Below are 25,517 nucleotides of genomic sequence, written 5' to 3'. Positions count from 1 at the left end.
TAGGCATAATTACAAACGCGAAAACATCAATCTTGTTTAATCTACTCAGGTATTCAAATGAATTCAATATAATATCCTTAAATTCATTTCTATACAATAATTTTTGCCATTTGTTTATCGTTGCTGTCCAAGAGTAAATTTGTCTGATTTCAATGTAATTCTTTCTTCTGGCTTCAAATAATTTATCCATTGTCATTAAATTTCGGTTTATGGAGATACAAATGTGGACTGGCTGTATTTTTTCAAGTTTCGGTTCGTGGAGACACGAACCGAGGCTTTGAAATAAACTTTATGCCATGGTTCGTGTCTCCACGAACCATTAGCAATTTACACCAATCCCTTACTTCACAACCTGCACCCATTTGCCAGCTTCAGTTGCCGAAATATCATTATTGTACATCGCTTCGCATTGAACGGCCGATAAGTAATATTTACCCAGATAAGATGCGTTAAGCAACACTTTATAAACTAAACTTTCACCTTCCCTAACATTAAAATAGGTGAAAACACGGTCATCTCTGATATCCTGATAAGTAAAAGGAGATGAGGCTAAAATGCTCTGATTATCGTTAACGCGGGTATTGATGATTTCCCAACCTGAAGGGAAAATCTGTGTGAGCGCCATTTGTTCATAATATCCCATTCTGCCAGGATTTTTTACGGTTACCTCTGCATAAAAATCTGTTCCCTGTTTTAAGGTAGTCGGATCCAGTACTTTACCGTTTAAACGTTTGTAAGTCACGCTCATATCCAATACTTCAGGTCGGTTTGGTAAGAAATTGTTCTGACCAGCAATTGGCTGTCCTTCTAAAACCAAACGGACAAATAATACATTATTGCCGTTATTCGTAACAGAAGCTGTATTTCCTTTAAAGGTTACAGGCGTACTGCTGATGTATTGATTCGAACTTACCGGTGCCGATTTTCCGTCTAGTACATACTGATATTGCAATTTATTAGCCGACTGATTTGAACCACAGAATTTAGCAATAGCCAACAAACTATAAGCGGTTGTTTGCGTGCTATACCAGGTATTTTCGCCAAGTTTAGCAGCTAAAGGTTGTAGTAAACTTGCAGCTTTTGCTTTCTGCCCGAGTAGGGTAAGGGTTTCTAAAATCATGGCTTCATCGCGTACATCAGAGCCATAAGTCCCACCCAATTGTTTGTAAGCCTGAATGGATGTATCTAAACCTCTGATCATATTTTGAGCCACATCATTTTGTCCGGCCAGTTTATAAGCAGCTGCCAATCGCCATTTTGCAGCGATTGATAAATATTCAAAAGCTTTTAAACGGTTCATTGCTGCCATTTCAGGTTTTTTAGCTAATGCAAGCATGTACAAACGATAGGCCTGAGACAAATCGCCTCCATAAAAATTATTACTGTTTGGCGCCCAGTTTGCTGCTTTTGATTTTTGGTAACGCAATAGTTCATCTAAAAGGCCAACTGGAAGGGTGTAACCAGCATTTTGTGCTTCAACCAGGAAATGTCCGGCATAATTGCTTCCCCATTCATCAGAAGTACCTTCGCCAGGCCAGTAAGACAAACCGCCCTCTGTAGTTTGGAACCCTTTCAGCCTGTTTATACCGGCTTTAATGTTTTTCTCTGTGGTGGCTTTTTGTTGTTCACTCAACGGACTCAATCTATCCAAAAAGAGTTGAGGAAATATACCCGAAGTAGTTTGCTCAATACAGCCATGCGGATATTGGATAAGGTAACTCAATCTTTTACCAAGGTTAATCGCAGGGATAGAGGAGACTTCTAGTGAACCGGAGTTTGTACCCGTCATACCAATTGGCAGATAGTTTATAGCCCATTTAGTATGCGGCTGAACGGTTGCCGACACCACATTGGTTATGTATGGATTTGGATTTCTGATATCCATTTCCACATCGTAAACCGTTTTTTCAGCTCCGCTTTGTGCAATCACTTTTACTTTGGCAATACCCACTGTGTTTGGCGCTTTCACTTCGAAATAGGTCATTTGCTCGCCTGTTTGTTTGTAGTAAAGCTGTTGTTTATTGGTGCCCTGAACGATTAAATTACTTGCCTGGAGTTGTACGGATACATTTTTCAGGTTGTTCTCTGTGGCAAAAACGGTTACTGGTAAGGTGAAACTTTCTCCCGGACCGATAACCCTTGGTAAAGTAGCCAAAACCATTAACGGCTTTTTAACCTGAACCGATTTTTCTGTAAAACCATATGCGGCATCCTGCCCGGCAACTACCATAGCTCTTACTGCACCAATGTACTGGGGTAATTTAAATTTGTGTGTTTTACTTTCGCCTTTGCCGATGGTAAATGGCCCCATAAATTTAACCACTGCTTTAAAACGGTTGGCTTTTGCTGGATTTAAGTTCTTGTTGACGCTACCATCACCACCAATGCTTAAAATGCGTTCTAAATTTCCTCCCCACGCACCAAGCACATAGTCGAATAAATCCCACGTTTTTACGCCTAAACCTTCGCGGGCATAAAATGCACCATGTGGATCAGGTGTTTTAAAGCGTGTTAAGTCGAGTAATCCTTCATCTACTAGGGCAATGGTGTAAGTCATAGCTTTACCGTTCTGCTCAGCAACAGTAATGGTGTTTTCGGTCTCAGGCTTGATTTTATCCAACATTTTTATGGTTGGTTTTAGGATGGTTTGCGGATCTTCTACCGAAAGCGGAATAGCCCCATACATCCTGATTGGTAGATCGTTAAGCGTTTGTGCATGCGGTTGTAGTAAAGTGATATTGGCAAAAACATTAGGTGCCATTTCTTTCTCTGCCTTAAATTTAAATTGCGTTTGTCCGGCTTTGGTATCTATCCAGAAGGTTTTTAATACACGGCTTCCATTTTCAATAGAAATTAATGCTCTTCCATTTTTACCCGTTGGGATAGTTAAGGTAATATCATCTCCAACGGTGAATTTTTCTTTGTTGGCTGTGAACGATAACATAGATGCTTCAGTTGGGTTGCTGCCTTGCTCACGCTGTGCCCAGCCCGGCCAATCTACATAAACAGATTTACCGGTAACGTGCCCACCATTTACATCGCGTACTAAAATCAAATAGCGGCCCCATTCTGGTTCATCAACGCGTAAATTCCAGCTTCCTTTTCCGTTGAACAAGTTTACCTGATGGCTTTCTACCAGTTTATTATACTGATTTTGGGTAAAGTTGGCATAGGTATATTGATCATCCTGTTCCCACCACCAACGCCATTGTGTTTTATATAATTCTACCTGAACGGTTTTGGTTCCGCTTAACAGTTTTCCATCGGTATTTACATTTACTATTTCGATTTTATGCGCTTTACCAGTAACCAGCATGCCACTCAAACGGTCGCCTTTTTCTGGTCGGATACCCAAATAACTGCTATATACGTGATAAGGGATGCTAAAATTATCGATGCTAAAATTACCTCCTGGCTCGAAAACTTTGGTCGTAAAGTTTGCCCTTAACACACCAGGAGCTGTATTATTCTGATTGAGGTTGGTGTTAATCTGAGCTGTACCGTTCTGGTTTAAAATGCCTTCGAAAATGGTTTTAACCTGCGATTCGAAGTTAACCGTTGGGTTATCGAAACTAAAGCCCTCAAAACCCTTAAATTTGGTTTCTGTAGTGTTTAAGTTTACATCAACCTTCGCTTTTAAGTTTTGCGCAACTGCACCGAATAGCCATTTGGCCGATAAGGTAGCGGCTGATGTTCCCGAGCTTAAATATGTTCTATTACCAACGTTGAAATCAATTTTCAAACGGTTTGGCATTACGGTTTCGATTTTTAGGGTTTTGGTAAATGTAGCGCCACCTGCTTTAACTTTTGCCATCCAGTTGCCCGTAGGCGCTGTACTTTCAGTAGCGGTTTTAAAGGTGTAGAATCCATTTAAAGGTTTGCCATTGATTAATCTTTTATAAAGCTGACCTTTTGGGTTATAGAATTCCATCGTTACCGGATAATTAGCCGGAAGTTTTTTCAGTTTATCTTCCAGCACGAAAGAAACAAATAAACTGTCGCCTGGTCGCCAAACGCCACGCTCGCCGTAAATAAAGCCTTTTAAGCCACTTTGAACCACATCGCCGCTCACATCGAAGCGGCTTAGCGGAAGTGAGCTTCCATCATCTAATTTAAGGTAACCGCGTTCTGAGCCATTTTTGGCGATTAATAAGAAAGGCTGACGTTTCAGGTCAAAACTTGCAAAACCATCACCATCAGTTTTAGTTGTGAATATGATCTGTTTCTGGTAGTCCATTAACTCAAGGTTTACACCACTTAATGGTTTTGCCGTCAATAAATCTGTTGCAACAATAAGCATACTGTTATCGTTACCACGTTTGGCCACCAAGCCAATGTTCGAAGCAATTAAGTTTCTGCTGGCCCAGCGCTGGTTGGTATAAAAAGATGGTGTACATGGATTGTCTTTATCATTCCACCTGTAATTTGGCGGGTAATAATTATTGTAGCGCTGCCAAAAGTCATCGTCTTCATCAATCTTTTCGCCATAACCTTCGTAGTCTCCATATTCGGCCTCTTCCTCACTACCATCGGTTTTTTCTTCCCCGGTTTTACAGTTGTAGGCATTGTATTCCTGTCTGAAAGCGATGGTAACCCGGTACATTGCACCTGGTTCTGTACGGATCATCTTGTCAAGATCGAGGGTGAAACGGTTCTTTTTATGGAGGTTAAGTGCCTTGTCTTCATCTAATCGCACCGTTTTTTGCAGAATGGGTTTCGCTACCCTACGCAGTTCGTTGCCATCTTTATAGCTGTTAGTTTGAAAAAACTGCGGGATGTTGTTTTCGTAAATTTTGATGACGGTAACATCAACAGCCTTTAAATTAATCGCTTCGAAAGGTAGAACCAGCTTTCCGGAGTTAGGTAAGATTGTACCTGCACCCGCAATGGTAACTGATGGTAATTTATCCTCGAAAACTAGATTGGCTACTTTACCGTTTGGAAGTGTTTTCGCATTGATGTTTTCTACTCCTGCATTTACACTTAAAGTATAATTGCCTTTAAGTTCTTCGGCAGCATAAACTTTAACCTGACTGGCATCAATAGTATACCTTAAGTCGCTCAGGTTACCGAGCGTAATCATACCGGTTAAATCCTGTCCTACGCCAATCGGTTCAGAAAACTGTACCAATGCATAATCTTCTTCGCCCTGGATGGCCTTCATGTCCAGGATTTCGAATTTATTTATCGCCGGAACGCGGATTTCTACTTCTCCTTTTTGTTCTGCGTCAATGGCATCGCCATCCCAGTCTATTTTTAAATTTTGGTCGTTTCCAGTCTTTTTTATGCTGTCGATGGTAAATTTAGAGGTGTTTTTTGCCGGATCGTGTTGCCATTTAATCTTTAACTTTTGGTCAAAATCTAAAGAAATTGTTTTCTCTATTTTACTGGTTTCTTCCACATCGGCAGTAGCCACTTCGCCGGTTAATTTCATGTAATCCATCGCAGTATTGTTCTGCGAAACCAACCCGTTTTGAGAAAGCATCATGCCTGGAGTAATTACTTTAAATTCAAAGTCGAAATCTTCAAGGCCTTTTTCTGTAGCAGAAACCTCCGAAAGTTTGAATGTTGCTTCGTAGTTTTTACCTGGTTTAAGGTTTTCATCAGGTCTAAATTCAACCGTCTGTGGATCTATCCAGTAGGTTTTGCCCGAGATAGAAGGGGAAAAATCGAAAAGTTCGCGTGAATCTGCTTTGCCCAGATCCTGCATGCCTGTTGCCGCATTTGCCAGGTGAACCCTGATAAAACTCTTTTTTGAAATGGTTCCTGAAGTATAGGCTTCGATATATTTTGCATAAGCCTGATTTTCTTCATGATTTTTTTTCTTTCTATTAAAATAGATAAATACAATTGCTGCTATAGAAACAGCAAGTAGTCCGATGAAGATAAATTTCTTTTTAGAGGAAGATTGGTAGGTAGATGGTTGTTCCATGTTTGAAATTCGTTAAGATAAATGGAAATATAATGGTGCGGTAAAAGCAATAGATGTGCCGCAATTTATCCTTTGCAGCCGAAACCCTATATTTCATCCGAAAATTAACTAAAATTCACGTTAAAATAAATTATGTTGAAAATTAACGCTTAGGGTTTGTTCCTTTGCATGGTTTTGGATAAGTTTACAACATTAACCCCAATACAACCAGATATGATAAAGAAACTCTTGATTTTTTCGGGCTTATTATTTTCGACCAGCTTTTGTTTTGCTCAAAAAACAGCAGTAGAAGATGCTGTATCCAAGTTAACCAAATTAATGGTTAACCCTGATAGTTTAGCACTTGATAAAATAATTTTGAATAACCTAAGTTACGGCCATTCGAGTGGAAAGATTCAAACCAAGCAGGAATTTATGCACTCGTTACTTTCTGGAGAATCTGATTTTGTGGATATTAATTTAACTGATCAGACTGTTATAGTTCAAAACAAAACAGCTTTGGTTCGTCATACACTAAATGCCAAAACAAATGATAAAAATGTGCCAGGAAATGTGAAATTGTATATTCTTTTAATCTGGAGCAAAGAAAAATCAGGATGGAAATTAATTGGCAGACAAGCGGTTAAAGTATTATAAATATTTTTTTTACAATTTCGGAATTTGATTCCGAAATTGTAAATTTATAATATGATTGAAAGAATTGCTAAAAAAGAATTACTTGAGTTAAGTAACCAATTTAAATCAATAGCTGTAATTGGTCCAAGGCAATCTGGCAAAACTACCTTAACCAGAAATGTTTTTCCAGAGAAACCCTATGTTTCTTTAGAAAACCCGGATACGCGCTTATACGCTGAAGATGATCCACGTGGGTTTTTGAGTCAATTTCCTGATGGCGCTATCTTAGATGAAGCGCAGAGAACCCCTAAACTCTTTTCTTATATACAACAAATTCTGGATGAATCGACATCTAAAGGGAAATTCATTATTACAGGATCTAATAATTTTTTACTTCAGGAAAGCATCGTACAAAGCTTAGCGGGTAGGGTGGCTTATATTAAACTTTTACCGCTTTCTATCTCAGAATTAAAATCAGCAAACATGTTTAATGAAAATGTTAACGGTTTTATTCTAAAGGGCGGATATCCACCTATTTATGATCAAAATATCCCACCCAACAAATGGCATCAAAACTATATAAATACATATTTGGAAAAAGATGTGAGACAGATAAAGAATATTACCAATTTGTCATTGTTCGAAAGATTTTTAAGATTATGTGCGGGTAGGATTGGACAATTATTAAACATGAATAGTTTAGGGATTGAAGTTGGTGTAGATAGTAAAACAATAGCTTCGTGGATTGGGGTTCTTGAAAGTAGTTTCGTGATACATTTACTGAAACCTCATCATCAAAATTTTAATAAACGCATAGTTAAAATGCCGAAATTATATTTTTATGATACTGGATTGGCAACCGCCTTACTAGGGATACAGAATGAACTACAATTAGATACTCACCCAAGTAAGGGAAGTCTCTTTGAAAATATGGTTATTATAGAAATGCTGAAGTCAAGATTTAATTTGGGACTAACCGATAATCTATATTTTTGGAGGGATAATGTAGGCAATGAGATTGATGTTTTAATTGATGAAGCAGGTACGCTTTACCCAATAGAAATTAAAGCTGGTAAAACGATAAATACCGATTACTTTAAGGGAATTAATTTTTGGAATAAATTAACATCTGGAACAGGGGGAACAATAATATATGCAGGAATTGAATCGCAGATGAGAAGTACTAATATTAATATCTATCCCTGGAACAGTATGGGCTGGGAATAACAGTAGCCTTTTATCGCGGGTTTAGGACTCTCAACTAATGACTACTTTATCATCACTCCAGGTCTGTTTACCAATGGGATTTTAATCAGGTTAGAATCAATGATGCTTTCAGGCAAAAAAATGAATTTCTTATCATAAATGGTGCTGCCAATGTAATAGCTTAGCCAATATTCGTTGGTTAAACCGAAAACTTCAGGATCTATGGCTTCCACTCCTGTAAAAGAATTTGCCTCCAAATCGCCTACAAAATGCCTTAAAACAGAAGTTTTTACCTGCTTTCCGTCTTTTTCACCATAACCTTTAGAGCTAATTAGAACATTGGTTATCGGTTCGTTTTTTAAATTAACGAGATAAACCGTCCAGCTTTTTACTTCAGGTGTTTCGCCCATCAATACAACGGCCATTGCGATATCTTCAACTGTATTTTCTGGTAAATCTGCTTTCATAACCATTATTTGTCGTCATGCTGAACTTGTTTTACAAGTAGAAATAGTGTTTTCAATTGCCTTGTAGCTACTTCGTGGTCAGCATCTTTCTCAAACAGAGACCCTGAAACAAGTTCAGGGTGACGCGCTGTTAACTATTTTTTCTTCGCTACAGCCTTTTTAGCTGGGGCTTTTTTCTTTGCAGGTGCTTTTTTCTTCGTTTCGAAAGCATTGGGCACCTGCTCTACAATCATTTTCTTAACTACTTCCAGATCAATATCAACCAATTCTTCTGGTGTATATTTTTGCTTTGTAGACTCGTTATTTCTCAATTTAAGCATCAACTTGCCAAAACGGATAAACGGTCCCCAACGGCCATTTTCGATAGAAATTTTTTCAGCATCCCAGGTTTTAATATATCTGTTGGCCTCTTTTTCTACTTTTTTGCCGATTAAGGTATTAATATCTTCTTGTGTTAAATTGTCGAAATCGTATCCTTTTGCTGGAATATTGATAAATAGGTCGTTCCATTTAATAAAAGGGCCAAAGCGGCCTTTTCCTTTTGTTACGCCTAAACCTTCATAATAAGCAATAGGTGCATCATCGTCCATTTTCTGGCGGATAATTTCAACCGCTCTTTCATATGTTACCGATAAAGGTTCCTCGTTTTTAGGAAGGGAAATAAAACTTTCGCCCCATTTAACGTATGGGCCAAAACGGCCAACCCCGATCATTACTTCTTTCCCTTCAAAATCAGGTAGTTGGAAAGGAAGTTTAAATAGCTCCAGCGCATCATCTAAAGTAATGGTTGCAACAGATTGTGTGCGCATTAAGCTGGCGTACCGAGGCTTTTCCTCTTCATCAAGCTCACCAATTTGAACCAATGGTCCGAATTTACCAACCTTGGTATATACATTTTTACCAGTAGCAGGATCTAAGCCCAACAAGCGCTCGCCAGTGGCCCGTTCTGCCGTTTCAAGCGTTGTTTCTACTTCGGTATGAAATGGATTATAGAATGAGTGCAGCATTTTGGTCCACTCTTGTAAACCTTGCGCAATTTCATCAAATTCTTTCTCCACCTTTGCTGTGAAGTTAAAATCGACAATGCCTTTGAAATGTTCTACCAAGAAATCGTTTACTACCTCACCAATATCGGTAGGGAAGAGTTTTGATTTCTCCGCACCGGTAATTTCTGATTTTATTTCTTTTTTTACTTGTCCATCAGCTAAAATGATAGAAGTAAACTTACGTTGTTTGCCATCTCTATCTTCTTTAACCACATAACCACGGTTTTGTACTGTAGAAATGGTTGGTGCGTAAGTAGATGGACGGCCAATGCCCAGTTCTTCTAGTTTTTTAACCAAACTGGCCTCTGTATATCTTGCAGGCGGACGCGAATAACGCTCGGTTGCCTGCATTTCTTTTAAAAATAGTTCCTGCCCCTTGCTTAAAGGAGGTAAAATTGCGCCACCTTCTTTTTCTTCGTTTTCTTCATCATCAGTAGATTCCAGATAAACTTTTAAGAAACCATCAAATTTTAATACCTCACCTTCAGCAACTAAATGTTCTTTTCGGGTTGAAGCCGTAATTTGAGCGGTTGTTTTTTCGAATAATGCTTCGCTCATTTGTGAAGCAATTGAACGTTTCCAGATTAAATCGTACAAACGTTTTTCCGAAATATCGCCGTCTACACTATGCCTGTCGAAATAAGTAGGGCGGATGGCTTCGTGTGCTTCCTGCGCGCCGGCCGATTTTGTTTTATAAACGCGATGTTGATGGTATTTATCGCCATACGCAGATTTAATCTCAGCAGCAGCGGCGTTTAATGCCGTTTCTGATAAGTTTACAGAGTCTGTTCTCATGTAGGTAATTTTACCTGCTTCGTACAGTCTTTGTGCAACCTGCATGGTTCTGGCTACCGAAAAACCTAATTTTCTGGAAGCTTCCTGTTGTAACGTTGAGGTGGTAAACGGCGCTGCCGGATTACGTTTTGCAGGCCTTGTTTCTAAACTCGTAATGTCGAATTTGGCATCTACACAGTCCTGAAGAAATTTTTCAGCATCAGCCTCATTTTCGAAACGTTGTGGCAATTCTGCCTTTACAATTTCTCTTCCTTTACCGGTAGAAAACTGGGCAGTAATTTTATAGGCTGCAGCTGCGTTAAAGTTTAAAACTTCTCTTTCTCGATCAACAATTAAACGTACAGCAACTGATTGTACACGGCCTGCAGATAATGATGGTTTTACCTTTTTCCATAATACCGGAGAAAGTTCGAAACCCACCAAACGATCTAATACACGGCGTGCCTGTTGGGCATTTACCAGGTTATAATCAATTCCCCGCGGACTATCGATTGCTTTTAAGATTGCTGGTTTGGTAATTTCATGAAAAACGATGCGTTTTGTTTTCTCCACTTTTAGGCCTAAAGTTTCGAATAAGTGCCACGAAATAGCTTCTCCCTCACGGTCCTCATCGGACGCTAACCATACCATTTCGGCTTCCTTAGCTAGTTTTTTTAACTCGGCGACAATGTTTTTTTTGTCGGCGGGTACCTCGTATGTCTGCGCAAAATTATTTTTGATATCAATGGCCATATCACCTTTAACTAAATCGCGGATGTGGCCGTAGCTAGATTTTACAAGAAAATCTTTGCCTAGGTAGCCTTCTATAGTTTTAGCTTTTGCGGGTGACTCGACGATTAATAAATTTTTGGCCATGAAATACGTTTTTGTGCAAATAAAGCTATAATTAAAGCATAAATCCAAACCTGAGGAGAATTTAATATATTTTTTTTATTAATTGCAAAGGAAATATGTTGGTTTATAGGTTGATTTTAATGTGGTTTTAATCTTTTTTTGAAAAGCAATATTAGTAATTTGTAGGTAAGGCTTTGTCCCGCCCTTTACTACAAATCCTCAACCTCGTTCCTCGGTCTGCGGGTTTTTCGCTTCGGTCGGGTTTAGGTGGCCTGTGTAGTACTGCTATTTAGGTTTTAATGGCGTTGTGCCAAGCTGAAGGTATAAAATGGCTTCACGCTTTGTTAATTAAACCAGATAGAGCGGAATAGCCCGGAGCGCAGCGAGGACTATAAGCGATAGCGGGGCTGTAACCGCCAAGAACCACTACCTTCAATTTCCTAATCAAAAAAACTTTTCATCTGAGCGATGAAATCCTGCTTTCATTTTCAAACTCAAAACCTTAAACGCTTTAATTATCCATATCCCATAATTTACAACAACGTTACGTTAACACAACCTATTTGTGCCTATATTCGTATATAAAAATAAAACGACGATGATCAGCACAATTTTAATCCTATTAAACTTATTGGTATCTCCACCAAAAAATGTTTACGATTTCAGCTTTAAAACCATTGATGGTAAAGAAATTAAACTATCGAAATTTAAAGGCAAAAAAATCTTAATTGTTAACACAGCTTCTAAATGTGGTTTTACCCCACAGTATGAAGATTTGGAAAAACTTCAAAAGCAATACGGCAAAAAGGTAGTATTAATTGGTTTCCCTGCGGGTAACTTTGGCGGACAGGAATTTTCTACCAATGCAGAGATTAAAGAATTTTGTACTGGGAAGTATAATGTTTCGTTTTTGCTTGCTGAGAAAAGCAGTGTAAAAGGTGATGATATCAGCCCATTGTTTAAGTACTTAACTTCTCAAACCAATACAGAAGAGCAAGGTGATATTAAATGGAACTTTGAGAAATTTTTAATCAATGAAAAAGGAGAATTGGTACACCGTTTCCGTTCTAAAACAAAACCTACTGACGAAGCGATTGTAAAGAACCTATAAAAAGCGGGAAGGCGGAAGGTTTAAGGTAGAAGGTTTTTCCTTCCAGCCCTTAAGCCTGCCGCCTTTTACCTTATCAGTTTTTCTCCAAAACAGTTTTCCAAACTAAGGCACTGAGCGCAGCACCAATAATGGGTGCTACAATAAAGAGCCAAACCTGGCTTAAAGCTTCTCCGCCAACCAAAAGTGCAGGACCGATACTTCTTGCCGGATTTACTGATACACCCGTTACCGGAATACCAACAATATGAATTAGTGTTAAACTTAAGCCAATTGCAAGTCCTGCAAAGCCGCCGTTGATATTTTTAGTAGAGGTTGAGCCAAAAATAACCAGTAAGAAAATAAAAGTGAGTACAATTTCGGCAATAAAGCCAGCATGTAGGCTATAATGTTGTGGAGATAGTGCTGCAAAACCATTTTGCCCTAATCCATTTGTTGCCAAAGAATATTCTGGCTTTCCTGAGGCAATTTGCAGTAAAATAAATGCGCCTGCAATGCCCCCTAGTACCTGAGCCACAATGTAATAAGCAGCTTCAGTAATTTTCATCCGGCCAGCGATTACCATTCCGATTGAAATTGCCGGATTAATGTGACAGCCTGAAATGTGCCCAATAGCATAAGCCATAGCCGTAACTGATAAGCCAAAGGCAAAAGATATGCCCAATAAGCCAACACCGGTTGTGCCATTTGCACCAGCTATAACCGCGCTACCACAACCCATTAAAACCAACACAAGCGTGCCTAGAAATTCGGCACTGAATTTAGAAAGTTTACTTGTCTCCATATAATTTATTATTTAAAGGTTTAAATATTATATCAGATTGATTGTCAATCGAATATAACTAAAAATTTAGAATATAGAATGGAGTAAAGTTCTGGTGATTTTAGTCTGATGGTTACAGCGTTTTAGGCAAGAGAAAGGGGCTTAAATCCATAAGCCCCAATAAACCAAACAAACTATTTATGAAGTTTATATAAAACCCATATTAGAATAAAATGTTTGTATGAAAAATAAAATTATTTACAATTTTTGCGGGTAATTATGGTTTTGTCCATTCAATCGCTATTTTTTGCTCAAAATAAGCCCTACTGTAACTAAATTGATATAAAAAGGCAAAGTGTTTTTGGTTTTAGGGGTTTAAAACAGGTTAAGCTGTTCTGGCTGGTATAGGCTAGGGTCAAAATTGTAAGCTTCGGGTGTGTTTTCATTATTGCTAACGTAATACAGCGCTGTTTCCTCATATCTTGAAGCTACTTTAACGAAAGTATTGCCAGCAACATTTTTAAAAAGATTTTCAACCAGCTCTGGGTCGTTATTATCTTTTGATAAGTGGCTCAATAATAAGTGACTCATGTACGGAGCTTTATGGTTCGTGAAGAGCTCCAGGGCCTGTGTGTTACTTAAGTGACCGTGACCGCTTGTAATCCTCCGCTTCAAAAAATAAGGGTATCGGCCATTTTCCAGCATCGCCGTATCGTAGTTAGCTTCTAAGAAAGCGGCATGGCAGTTTTTGAAATGGGCGATTAAACGATCGCATACCGAGCCTATATCTGTAAAAACACCCACTCTTACCTCGTTACATTCAACAGTAAAACTATAAGGATCAGCAGCATCATGAAATTTAGAAAAGGCAGAAATCTTTAAATCGCCAATCTGAATGTGCTGTAAATGGCTTAATGAAAAGATATTGTTTGTATCCAAAACCAACCGACTGCTTTTTAGGGTAGCGGTGCTAATGTAAACCGGGAGTTTGTGTTTTTTAGCAAACACGGCTAGCCCCTTAATGTGGTCGCTATGCTCGTGTGAGATAAAAATGGCTTTTAGTTTACTAATTGATAAACCTAAACGGTTCATCCTTATTTCGACCTCTTTACAGGTGAGGCCTACATCAACCAAAATAGCTTCATTATCGTTACCTACATAGTAACAATTGCCATTACTGCCCGAATTGATTGATGTAAAATATAGTGCCATTTTCAGCCTGCAAGATAAGGCTTATTTGGTGAAGGAAAAAGCAAAATTATACTCTTGCACCGTTGTGTTCTACCAGGCGCGAGAGGAGTGGCAGGAAAGCCTGGATCAGGTTGATTTCTTCCGAAGAAAAAATTTTCTCCATGGTTTGTACCAGCCATTCTTCTTTTATTTTTCTGCTGGCAATAATGTGTTTTTCACCAAGCTTGGTTAAGCCGATAAAAACTTTTCGCTTATCTTCTTCACTTGGAAAACGTTCTACGCATTTGGCATCGGACAAGCGGTTAATGATCTGCGAAATAGCTTGTTTAGATACTCTTTCCATATCGGCTAATTCGGTTGATAACATTTTACCATGTTGCTCGAGCAGCGACATCGTTAGCAGTTCGGCGTTACTAAAGTCCGAACTTACGTTCTGTTTGCGTAGCTGTCTGGTTAAGCGGGTAACGGTGCTTCTTAACTTCGCTGCAATATCTTGTGTTTGGGTTGGCATGTTAATGGTAAATAAACTTTACAAATATAAGCTTTTAATTTTATAGAAAATGCAAATTTATTTTCTTATATCATGTAATTATGATTTTAGAGTGATAAAAATACTCGTTTTCGGTTTTAAAGTTAAAGCTTGGTTTTGTACTTTTGTAAAGTTACTTTACTATTTTAAACATGAGTATTTTTCGTTCGCTAAGGCATTACAATTACAGGTTATTTTTTACAGGTCAGGCTATTTCGTTAATCGGTACATGGATGCAGCGTGTAGCCATCAGCTGGTTGGTTTACCGTTTAACAGGGTCGGCTTTTTTGCTGGGATTGATCACTTTTTTGAGTTTAATTCCTTCGCTGGTGCTGGCACCATATGCGGGGAGTTATGTAGATAGGCATAATAAGTATAAGATATTGGTGATTACCCAGGTGATCCTGATGTTACAGGCTGGTGCCCTGGCTTTGATGATCTGGTTTAAAGTATATGATATGTTCTGGATTGCAGCACTTTCGCTGGTTCAGGGCTTGGTAAATGCTTTTGATGTTACCGCCCGTCAATCGTTAATGGTAAATTTAATTGATGATAAAGAAGATTTGCCAAATGCCATTGCGCTCAACTCTTCCATGTTTAATGCAGCCAGGCTAATCGGACCAGCGCTGGCAGGGGTCATTTTAAGTACCTTAGGAGAGGATGTGTGTTTCCTGATCAATTTTGTAAGCTTTATTGCGGTATTAGGTTGTATGGTAATGATGAAGCTTAAACTTACTGCACATCAAAAATCGAAAGAAAATATCTGGATCGACCTGAAAAAAGGTTACGATTACCTTAAATCATCGCCAGACTTAGCCTCAATGGTATTAATGATGGCCGCATCGAGTTTATTGGTTATCCCTTTCACTACTTTATTGCCTGTTTTTGCCAAAGATATTTTTAATGGAAATGCTACAACATTTGGCTGGTTTGAAAGTGCGGCAGGGTTCGGAGCCTTTTTTGGGGCCATTTACATGGCTACCTTAAAGGTGAATCAGAATTTGCAGAAAATTGTAATGATGTCGGGTATTTTGCTGGCCATTTCAGTTGTGGCACTGGCTATATCACCATCACTTATTCTGGCCTTAATCTGTACTGGTTTAGCTGCTCTGGGTTTAATGGCGCAAACCTCATCGATCAATACTTATCTGCAGACCCATGCCGACGACGTAATGAGGGGAAGGACTTTAAGTTACTATATTATGGCTTACCAGGGGGTGTTACCAATAGGGAGCTTATTAATGGGCTATCTGGCACATCTTTTTGGTACACAGGTTGTAGTTGCTTTTGAAGGGGTTGCGGGGTTGTTGATTGTAGCTGCGTTTGTGTACAATGAAAAACATAGGAATCAATTGAAGGGCAGTGCAATGTCGTTAAATTAATATGTGCCTTAAATTTTCTTTAGTATTTCTATTAGAATCGTCATGCTGAATTTATTTCAGCATCTTTCTTGCATATGATAGACCCTGAAATAAATTCAGGGTGACAATCGCTTGGATAAGGCGCATTGTTTAGCCGCTTAGCGCCAAACGCCACTACCTATGCACAATCAACTTACAATCGACCATTACTTTTTGGTAATTTTTGATGTCGATTTCTTTATTAATCAATTGTATCAACAGTTTAATCGCATTTTCGCCTACCGATTCGGGGTTTTCTTCTATCGAAGCAATTGGTGGTGAATCAAGGTAACTGATAAAAGAAGTGTTCCCAAAGCCTATACATTCAATTTCGTTAAAGTTGGGGTGATTTATCGATCTGAGGTATTTTATCGCATCAAACAGGATAGGCTCTTTAAAAGCCACAAGCGCTGTAGGCATATTTTCTGGATTGGCAAACAAGTTTTTAATTGCTGAAATTGTATTTTCTTTATCAAAATCAGTATAAGCAACCAGTTCTGATGAAAAAGGTACCTGATTATCTTTTAGCGCGTTGATGTAACCATTAAAGCGATCGTGTGTAAAATTAATCATTTTTGGGCCGCCCAAATAAGCGATCTTTTTATGTCCTCTGTCTATTAAAAACTTTGTGGCCTGGTAACAGCCCTGAAAAGTATTGCCCAGTACTTTATGGCAGCTTAAGTTAAAACTTGGGTTTCGGGTATAATACACCACCGGAATGCCCATATTTTCGAACTGGTCTAAATGCGCAAAATCTTGTGTATGTTTCGAAATAGCTACAATTAAGCCGTCCACACGGCTTCGCAGCAACATATTTGCAGACTGAATCTCTTTTTCCAGATCATCGTGAGATTGACTGATGATTACATTGTATCCATTTTGAGTAGCAAACTGCTCCACACCATAAATACTTCTGGTAAAAAAGTGATCTAAAAGATTGGGTAAGATTATACCAATAATGCGCGACCTTTTTTCCTTTAAATTAATAGCTGATTTATTGGGTGTAAAATGCAAATCGCGAGCCATTTCCTGAACACGTTTTTTTGTGTATTCGTTTATGGTTGGGTAGTTGTTAAGGGCTTTTGATACTGTTGATACTGACATCTTTAACTTCTCAGCCAAGAATTTTAGTGTAACAGGGGTATTGTTCGTCATCTTTTCCAATCTCAATGCATAGTTAAGAAAAAAAACGCAATTATTTCAAACGTTTGAAATGTAGTTTCAGTGGATTTTATTGCGTTTTGACCTACTTTAAAACGTTTTAATCTTTTTAGCTTTTCTAAATTCGTTATCACAAACACAAACTAACCAAATAAACATGATGAAATCATTACTTACTAACTTCAGTTTTAAAAGGGCATCTACTGAAGTATCGGGTTTAGTTGCAAAAACTAACTTTATTTTGTCGCAAAAATATTACGCTTCAAAGCCCACATCATACCATTCTCAAGACGCTTAACCGCAAGGCTCAAACATTTTTCTTATCGCTGATCATGCACATGGTGGGCAATATTTTAGACTGAATTAACTGGATCTGTACAATTACAAATCTGTTTAATAAGGGACTTATTACGCATTAAATTTTAACAAAATAGATTTAGTATTTATTACAATTATGGATAGACTTTACAATTTGAAAAGTACTTTACCATCTGTTGGGTTTGAGAAAACCCACTGGTTAAAAGTGCTTTATACCCTTACTTTCCTTTTTCTGATCAGTTACTCTTTTACAGCCTATGCGCAAACGACGGTAACAGGCACAGTGAAAGATAATAAGGGAATTACGCTACCGGGCGTAAGTGTGAGGATAAAAGGAACGCAGATCGGGGCTGTTACCGATGATAATGGAAAATATGCCATTAAAGGTACTACCGGAAGCTCAGTATTGGTTTTTGTTTACGTAGGGTATGCCACAAAAGAAGTTGCAGTTGCCGGTAAAGCAGTAATAAACGTAACGATAGAAGACGATGCACAGGGATTGGACGAAGTAATGGTGGTTGGTTATGGTACACAGAAAAAATCGACCTTAACAGGTGCTGTTGCACAGATCAGTTCGGAAGATATCATGAAATCGCCAACTCCAAACCCAACCAATAGTTTAATTGGCAGGTTACCTGGTTTGCAGGCTGTTCAAACCAGTGGTCAGCCAGGGGCCGATGCTTCAACACTTAAAGTACGTGGCGTGGCAACTTATAATAATTCTTCGGCAATTGTGGTGGTGGATGGGATTGAAAGACCAAGTTTTGCCGATGTAGATCCAAGTGAAATTGAAACAGTAACCGTTTTGAAAGATGCTGCTTCCACCTCAATTTATGGCATCAGGGGAGCAAATGGTGTAATTGTAATTACGACCAAGCAGGGGAAAATTGGTAAACCGCGGATTACCTACACAGGTAATGTGGCTTTACAGACTTATACGGGTTTGGCCGTTGGATTAAATGCTTATGATAATGCCCGTTTATTAAACCAGGCTTATAAGAACGACAGTCAGGCAGCGCCTTTTGCCGATGATGAGCTTCAAAAGTTTAAAGACGGATCTGATCCGATCGGCTATCCTGATGTGCAGTGGTTTGATTATTTAACACGTAAGTTTTATCCTCAAACTGCTCACAATATCAATATTAACGGAGGAACAAAAATTGCTAAATATTTTGTTTCCGCAGGTTATTCATTTCAGGATGGTATTTTTAAAAAATTCGATTCACCTTACGGAATCAATACTGTTCCTAATTTTAGCCGTTACAATTTTCGTTCGAATGTTGATTTACAGCTGAATAAAGATTTTACCGTTGGGATTAAATTGGGCGGGCGTTTTTCTAACCGCTATCAGCCATCGGGTTTGTTGTCATCATCAGCATTCTCTTATGACACTATTGAAGGAATGATCTCGCGTATTCTTCAGGTTCCTGCTTATGCTTATCCTGTTACTTTGCCTGATGGCAGAATTACGGCAAACCCGAACGTAGGGACCAACATCTGGAATCCATATGCCATTTTAACCCGCTATGGGACACGTAATGATGATAGTAATACCATTGAAAGTACTTTTAACCTCGAATATAAATTAGGATTTATTACCAAAGGTTTATCATTTAAAACCAATTTTGGTTACGATTCTTATTTTATAAATCAGCAGCGTAGAAACGCCAACTGGGCAGCTTATGTATATGATCGTAAATCGGGTGCAGTTACACTTTCAACTGATACAAGGAACCGTGATGAGCCTTTAAGCTCTATTATTAGCGTTACACAGGGAAGTACGAATTATAACCTGCAGACAGGTTTTTATTATGACCGCGATTTTGGTAAAAGTAATGTATCAGGTTTAATTTTGGGTACACGCCAGCTTGTACGTACCAATGGCGGAGATATTTATACCGCACCGCCAAGAGCTGCGCAGGGTGTGGTTGGTAGGGTTACCTATAATTATGCACAAAGGTATTTTGCAGAGTTTAATGCAGCTTACAATGGATCTGAAAACTTTGCGTTTGATGGTTTCTTAGGTTTTCCAAGTCAGCAATATGGTTTCTTTCCATCATTTTCTGCCGGATGGACCGTTTCTAACGAACCTTTCTGGAAAAAGAACAATGCCATTACGTATTTAAAATTTAGGGGTAGTTATGGTTTAGTGGGTAACGACCAGGGAATTGGCCGGTTTTTATTCTTAACCAGTTATACCTCAATTCCAACTACTGTTTTTCCAGCGCTTCAATTTGGTGCACCAAATTCGCCAACAACTTATCCAACAATCTATATTCCGGATAATGGATTGGGAAATCCCGAAATTACCTGGGAAACTGGAACAAAACGGAATTTAGGTATGGAGGCACGTTTTTTAAATGATGCCCTGAAACTAAATGTGGATGTATTTGATGAAACCCGTAAAGACATTTTAACTTCTCCAAAAGATCAGCTTTTATCATTTGGCCACATTTATCCATCATTGAATGTGGGTGTGGTTTACAATAAGGGTTATGAAGTAGAACTGGATTACCAGGGTAAAATCGATCAGTTTACTTTCGGGCTTAACGGACAGTTGAGTTATGCTAAAAACATTGTAAAAAACGCATCAGAGCCAGCTGGAACACCCGATGCTCAAAAAACTGAAGGTAAGCCCGTAGGTCAGTTTATTGGCTATTTAAATGATGGTTTTTATACTTCAGCGGCTGATGTTGCTGCTTCTGTTAAGCCGCAGGGGGGTACACCGATTCCTGGTGATTTAAAATTTAAAGATTTAAATGGAGATGGTGTGATCACACCCGATGATAGAACTTCAATCGGTTATTCACCAAATCCTGAATATATTTTCAGTATTACGCCAAGGTTGGCCTATAAAGGCATTACACTTTCGGTAATGTTCCAGGGGGTGGCCCATGTAAGTTCGAACGTAATTTTAACTGAGCAAAATAACGGGCAACAGATGTATCCGTTTATGCTCAATGCCTGGACGCCTGAAAACGCAGCTACTGCAACCTGGCCGGCATTACATGCAAGAGGATACACTGGTTTAAATTATTCACTTAACGATTTTATCCTCCAGAATGCTGCTTATGTTAAGTTAAGAAACGTAGAACTGGCCTGGACTTTACCACAGGCCTGGACAACGGCACTGAAAATTGGTAGTGTAAGGGTGTTTGCAAACGGACAAAATTTATACACCTGGACGAAGTTTAAAATGTATGTAGACCCGGAAAATTTAAACACGGTAAATCAAACTTTCCCACTACAATCACTCTATCCGTCATCTAAAGTTTTCAATCTTGGTGTTAACGTTAATTTTTAATAAGATGAGAAATTATAAAATATATGCTTTAGTTTTTTTACTTACACTTCTTTCAATTTCGTGTAAAAAAGATTTCTTAAACAGGACCCCAGAAATTGCTTTAGATGATAATGGTGTATTTGCCGATCCATTGAGAGCTGCAAGTTATGCTGATGCTGCATATAATTACATGATTAATGATTATGCCAGGTTTAACGATCACCGCGGTTCAACCTCACAAGCCTCTGATGAGGCCGTATCAGGTAATTCCGAATCTACGGTTACTACATTAAACAGGGGTTTATATCACGACCACTCTAATTCTGCATCTTTAAATGATATGCGCGATGTTTGGACAAGATGTTATGCCGGTATCGCTATCAACAATAAAGTATTGAACAGAATGGCCAGCGTACCAACAGCTCCAGTTTTTCCGAAACAGAGAATTGAAGGTGAAATGCGTTTTTTACGTGCTTTTTCTTATTTCGAACTTATCAAAAGATTTGGTGGCGTTCCAATTATGGATAAGGAATATAGCGTAAACGATGATATCAATTTTCCAAGGGCATCTTATCAAGCCTGTGTTGATTTTATTATTGCCGATTTAGATAAGGCCTATACTTTACTGAATAATGATGCTGATAATGGTGCATCAAATTACGGAAGAGCAACTAAAGGTGGAGCATTGGCCCTTAAAGCAAGGGTGCTTTTATATGCAGCAAGTCCGCTGAACAATCCCAGTAATGATAAAACCAAATGGCAACTGGCTGCAGATGCAGCGAGTAAGGTAATGGACGGTACCAGTGCCGGCCAGGTTTACGCTTTGCAGCCCACCTATGCTGATATATTAAACATGGCTTCCTCGCCTGAATATATTATGATCAAAATCAGAGGCCCAAGGGCAATTGATGGAATTTTGGCTGATTATGCCATGTCTCCAGGCTCTGGAGGTGCACAGGGCCAGATGGATCCTACACAAAACCACGTCGACATGTACGAAATGGCAAATGGCAAAGCCATTACAGATGCTACTTCCGGTTATAATCCTCAGCAGCCGTACCTAAACAGAGATCCTCGTTTTTACGCCAACATTCTTTACAACGATCAAAACTGGCAAGGTAAAAAGATCGAAATGTGGTCTTCAACCTCAGCTACGGGCGTAGTAACTTATGGTAAAGACTGGAACCCGACAAATATTATTTATACAGCTACCCGGTATTATTGCAAAAAATACTGGCCAGAAACCTACGTGCGTTTGGGTGGTACATCGGGTACAGCTTTAATCAATTACATTTTCTTTCGTTATGCTGAAATCATGCTAAATTATGCTGAAGCTCAAAATGAAGCAAATGGTCCGGATGCATCTGTTTATAAACAGTTAACTGATATCCGTGCCCGTGCAGGGATAGCTGCAGGTGCCAACGGTTTGTACGGGTTAAAGGCCAATATGACTCAGGGTGAAATGAGAATAGCTATCCGCCACGAACGTGCGATAGAATTGGCTTTCGAAGATCACCGCTGGTATGACATTATGCGCTGGAAAATCGGCCCTGAAGTTATCGCTATTCCCATGTACGGAATGAATGTGGTTAAAAATACTAATGGTTCATTTACTTATTCCCCTGTATTGCTGGGTCCGAATTTTCAAAAAACATATACTTCTAAACAAGATCGTTACCCTATACCGAGGTCTGAGATTTATAAGAGCAATGGGGTGTTGATCCAAAATCCGGGATGGGAATAAACAATATGTTTAATATAACGTAAAACAGATTTTATTCAGTTATGAAATTATCAAAATCAAAATATATAGTTTGCCTTCTTTTTTTGTGGATGGCAGTACTAAAAGTTAGCGGTCAAACACCCGATGAGGCACTGACCGTTACCAGCAAAGTTTTAGATCAAAATAAAACACCGCTTCCGGGCGTGGTCATTACCATACAGGAAGATAAAAGCAACAAATCTATAACAACGGGCGCAGATGGCTCTTTTACCATTCAAACCACATCAAGTGATGTGCTTGTTTTCAAAATGATAGGTTATGGTTTGGTACTTAAGCCTGCCTTGGAAGTAAATAATGCACCTGTTATCTTAAGTAAAACACTTGTTGATGCTGGAGATGACGACAATGTTTATATTCCATTTGGCGTAAGAAAAAGAAGAGAGATTACAGCAACCATCAGTACCTTAAAAGCTGATGATCTTCCTCAGATCCCGTCATCCTCTTTAAACAACGTGTTTTCAGGTCGCTTATCGGGTTTGGCCATCATTCCAAATGGATCGCAACAACCTGGTTATGATGTTTCCAGCTTTCTGATCCGCGGACGTTCATCTTATAATAATAATCAAGAACCTTTGGTACTCGTTGATGGTGTGGAGCGCGATTTTAAATCGATGGATTTAGGTGAAATTGAAAGTATAAGTGTATTGAAAGATGCCGGAACTATTGCATGGTACGGCATGTACGGTGCAAATGGCGTAATTTACGTAAAAACGCGCCGGGGTAGTGCAACTTCAACAAAAGTTACGTTTGATGCACAAGCCGGTATACAGCAGCCCTTAAACATTGCCAGTCCGCTCGATGCCTACTCTTATGCAACACTTTATAATGAAGCGCTTATAAACGGAGGTGCCGCACCGGCATATAATGCTACAGCGCTACAGGCTTACCAAACAGGTTCTGATCCTTACCGGTATCCAAACAATAATTTTGTTAAAGATTATATCAGGCAGGTGGCACCTACACAGCGCTATGTAGCTACCGTTACAGGTGGTAATGCCTTTATTAAGTATTATACTTTGGTAAGTGCTTATAATCAGGCCGGTATTTATAAAGGCGGTGATAACCCTACCTACGATGCAAATACCAATTTTAACCGCTATAACCTGCGTACCAATATTGATTTGCATGTGAGTAAATCATTAGATGTATCACTTGATGTGGGTGGGCGCATCACCAATCTGCGTTTCCCAAATATTGGTACAGGTACTTTCTTAAATACGGTATATAGTACCCCGGCAAATGCATTCCCAGTTTTAAATGCTGATGGAAGTTATGGCGGAAATTCTATTTTCCAGGCCAATAACCCATTGGCGATGTTAGAATCGAGAGGCGTAAGCACCGATTTAACCAGGAATTTACTAGCAACGATCATTGCAACGCAAAAACTTGAAAACATTACCAAAGGTTTATCTTTCAATGTGTTTTATTCTTATGATGTGGCTGGAACCTACCGTTATGGCTTTAACCAGACTTATGCCACTGTTGATCCATTTGCAGCCGGAGGCCCTGCTACTTATGGAACGGCATCTATTGCAAGTTACGCCGCTAATACTTTTATGGGCAACCTGCGTAGAAATGAACTGTGGTTAGGTTTTGATTACGACCGTACTTTTGGTAAACATGGTATCAAGTTCACTACGCGTGGCTCAAGAGCTAACTACTCAACATTTACCGCTTTAGATCAAAGGAGAGAAGGATGGTCTAACCGTTTATCATACAACTATAACCAGCGTTATTACGTGGATCTGATCGGAACTGTTTCGGGTTCTGAAAGTTTTGCTCCTGGCAAACGTTATGGTTTCTTCCCCGCTGTTTCGGCAGGATGGATCATATCTGATGAGGGTTTCATGAAAAGTTCTTCAGGTTTTCTTGACCTATTGAAAATCAGAGGTTCATATGGTCTTGTGGGTAATGATGCAACTGATAATTTACGCCGTTTCGCTTTTAACGATTATTTTAACAGAAGCGGTACCGGATATAATTTCGGCACAAGTTACACCGGGGTAGGTGGTACTGAGCAAAGGGCTTTGGCCAATCCTAATTTAACCTGGGAAAAGGCCTACAAAGGAAGCATTGGTTTTGATGCGAAATTATTTAAACAATCGCTTTCAATCAGTGCTGATTATTTTTCGGAAGACCGAAAAGATCTGTTAACCAATTCATTACTTCCAAATGTACTTGGTCAAACACTTTTACAGGTAAACGAAGGCGAGGCATCTTACAAAGGTTTTGAAACCAATCTTAATTTTTACAAAAAAATCGGTTCCGTAGATTTGAATCTATTTGCAAATTATACTTATACCAAAAGTAAAATTATCGCTATAAACGAGGGCGCCGGTATTCCAAGTTACCAATCAAGAGTTGGCCACGAAGTTTCCAGTGTAATCCAGGGTACAGGTTATGTAAGCAGTATGTTGGAGGCCATCGGGATTTTTCAGTCGCAGGCAGAAGTTAGTGCATCGCCTGTACAGCGTTTTTCAAGAACAGTAGGGCCTGGCGATATTAAATATAAAGACCAGAATAATGATGGTGTAATTGATAACCTTGATTTTGTTAATACTGATTATAACTTCGTTCCAAAATCTTTTTACGGTTTTGGTGCCAGTGTAGCCGTTAAAGGTTTCGATCTTAACTTCCTTTTCCAGGGCATGGGTGGGCGAAGCATCAGTATTCATGATCTGATCATTTCAGGAAACTCCAATACAGGGTACATTAACCAGTTTAGCGTAGATAGATGGACACCCACAAATCCAGGTGCAACTTACCCGAGGTTATTGGTTGCTGATCGTGGTAACAATACCCAGAATTCTGATTTTTGGATACGTTCCGGCAATTATTTAAGACTGAAAAATATTGAGTTAGGTTACGCTCTTCCTACAGCTTTTGTAAAAAGATTAAAACTATCTCAGTTAAGGTTTTATGTAAGCGGACTAAACCTGTTAACCTTTGATAAACTGGGTAATTTAGATATTGATCCTGAATTACCTGAATCGGGTTATTCATATGGAACATCTTCAGGAGCTTATTATCCTTATATGAAAATATATTCATTTGGGTTGAATTTGAAATTTTAATTACACTGTAAT

The 25,517-nt window shown here is 38.9% G+C and carries 14 protein-coding genes; 7 read left to right on the top strand and 7 right to left on the bottom strand.

The annotated features are described in order from the left end of the window. Positions 1 to 340: 340 nt before the first annotated feature. Positions 341 to 5,932, bottom strand: a complete 5,592-nt coding sequence (locus AC1RJ8_RS01415; protein ID WP_492952122.1) for an alpha-2-macroglobulin family protein — start codon at positions 5,930 to 5,932, stop codon at positions 341 to 343. 213 nt (positions 5,933 to 6,145) lie between these two features. Here AC1RJ8_RS01415 and AC1RJ8_RS01410 point away from each other — a divergent pair, with 213 nt between their 5' ends. Together AC1RJ8_RS01410 and AC1RJ8_RS01405 are read left to right on the top strand one after the other, a co-directional pair. Beyond that, a complete protein-coding gene (locus tag AC1RJ8_RS01410; protein WP_492952123.1) occupies positions 6,146 to 6,568 on the top strand; it encodes a nuclear transport factor 2 family protein in 423 nt (140 codons plus the stop codon). Positions 6,569 to 6,619: 51 nt separating this feature from the next. Next, positions 6,620 to 7,774 carry an ATP-binding protein gene (locus AC1RJ8_RS01405; protein ID WP_492952124.1) on the top strand — a complete coding sequence of 385 codons (1,155 nt, stop codon included), beginning with the start codon at positions 6,620 to 6,622 and terminating at the stop codon, positions 7,772 to 7,774. Between the two features lie 41 nt (positions 7,775 to 7,815). Here AC1RJ8_RS01405 and AC1RJ8_RS01400 read toward each other — a convergent pair whose 3' ends face one another. Then, positions 7,816 to 8,220 (bottom strand): hypothetical protein, encoded by a 405-nt coding sequence (locus AC1RJ8_RS01400; protein ID WP_492952125.1) that lies wholly within the window; start codon positions 8,218 to 8,220, stop codon positions 7,816 to 7,818. A 134-nt stretch (positions 8,221 to 8,354) separates the two neighbouring features. After that, positions 8,355 to 10,916, bottom strand: a complete 2,562-nt coding sequence (topA, locus tag AC1RJ8_RS01395; RefSeq protein WP_492952126.1) for a type I DNA topoisomerase — start codon at positions 10,914 to 10,916, stop codon at positions 8,355 to 8,357. A 577-nt stretch (positions 10,917 to 11,493) separates the two neighbouring features. Here topA and AC1RJ8_RS01390 point away from each other — a divergent pair. Then, entirely contained in the window at positions 11,494 to 12,006 is a 513-nt protein-coding gene (locus AC1RJ8_RS01390; protein ID WP_057934336.1) for a glutathione peroxidase, read from the top strand. A 73-nt stretch (positions 12,007 to 12,079) separates the two neighbouring features. Here the strand turns inward: AC1RJ8_RS01390 and aqpZ are convergent, their stop codons facing one another. From aqpZ to AC1RJ8_RS01375, 3 genes are all read right to left on the bottom strand, one after another. Continuing rightward, positions 12,080 to 12,787, bottom strand: coding sequence for an aquaporin Z (gene aqpZ / locus AC1RJ8_RS01385; RefSeq protein WP_477584917.1), 708 nt, complete (start codon positions 12,785 to 12,787; stop codon positions 12,080 to 12,082). Between the two features lie 354 nt (positions 12,788 to 13,141). Further along, positions 13,142 to 13,978 (bottom strand): MBL fold metallo-hydrolase, encoded by an 837-nt coding sequence (locus AC1RJ8_RS01380; RefSeq protein WP_492952127.1) that lies wholly within the window; start codon positions 13,976 to 13,978, stop codon positions 13,142 to 13,144. Positions 13,979 to 14,024: 46 nt separating this feature from the next. Continuing rightward, a complete protein-coding gene (locus AC1RJ8_RS01375) occupies positions 14,025 to 14,468 on the bottom strand; it encodes a MarR family winged helix-turn-helix transcriptional regulator (protein ID WP_492952128.1) in 444 nt (147 codons plus the stop codon). Positions 14,469 to 14,638: 170 nt separating this feature from the next. Here AC1RJ8_RS01375 and AC1RJ8_RS01370 point away from each other — a divergent pair, with 170 nt between their 5' ends. Continuing rightward, positions 14,639 to 15,868: an MFS transporter gene (locus tag AC1RJ8_RS01370; protein ID WP_492952129.1), complete on the top strand. Its 1,230-nt coding sequence runs from the start codon at positions 14,639 to 14,641 to the stop codon at positions 15,866 to 15,868. A 153-nt stretch (positions 15,869 to 16,021) separates the two neighbouring features. Here AC1RJ8_RS01370 and AC1RJ8_RS01365 read toward each other — a convergent pair whose 3' ends face one another. Next, positions 16,022 to 17,041: a LacI family DNA-binding transcriptional regulator gene (locus AC1RJ8_RS01365; RefSeq protein WP_492952130.1), complete on the bottom strand. Its 1,020-nt coding sequence runs from the start codon at positions 17,039 to 17,041 to the stop codon at positions 16,022 to 16,024. A 460-nt stretch (positions 17,042 to 17,501) separates the two neighbouring features. Between AC1RJ8_RS01365 and AC1RJ8_RS01360 the strand changes: the two genes are divergently transcribed. From AC1RJ8_RS01360 to AC1RJ8_RS01350, 3 genes are all read left to right on the top strand, one after another. Further along, positions 17,502 to 20,669 carry a SusC/RagA family TonB-linked outer membrane protein gene (locus AC1RJ8_RS01360; protein ID WP_492952131.1) on the top strand — a complete coding sequence of 1,056 codons (3,168 nt, stop codon included), beginning with the start codon at positions 17,502 to 17,504 and terminating at the stop codon, positions 20,667 to 20,669. 4 nt (positions 20,670 to 20,673) lie between these two features. Continuing rightward, positions 20,674 to 22,392, top strand: a complete 1,719-nt coding sequence (locus AC1RJ8_RS01355; RefSeq protein WP_492952132.1) for a RagB/SusD family nutrient uptake outer membrane protein — start codon at positions 20,674 to 20,676, stop codon at positions 22,390 to 22,392. 89 nt (positions 22,393 to 22,481) lie between these two features. Next, positions 22,482 to 25,505: a SusC/RagA family TonB-linked outer membrane protein gene (locus tag AC1RJ8_RS01350; RefSeq protein ID WP_492952133.1), complete on the top strand. Its 3,024-nt coding sequence runs from the start codon at positions 22,482 to 22,484 to the stop codon at positions 25,503 to 25,505. Positions 25,506 to 25,517 lie beyond the last annotated feature (12 nt).

This window comes from Pedobacter sp. GW822-FHT03F06, assembly GCF_058801365.1.
The sequence above is the reverse complement of the archived record's forward strand: the minus strand, read 5'-3'. Positions and strand labels throughout refer to the sequence as shown.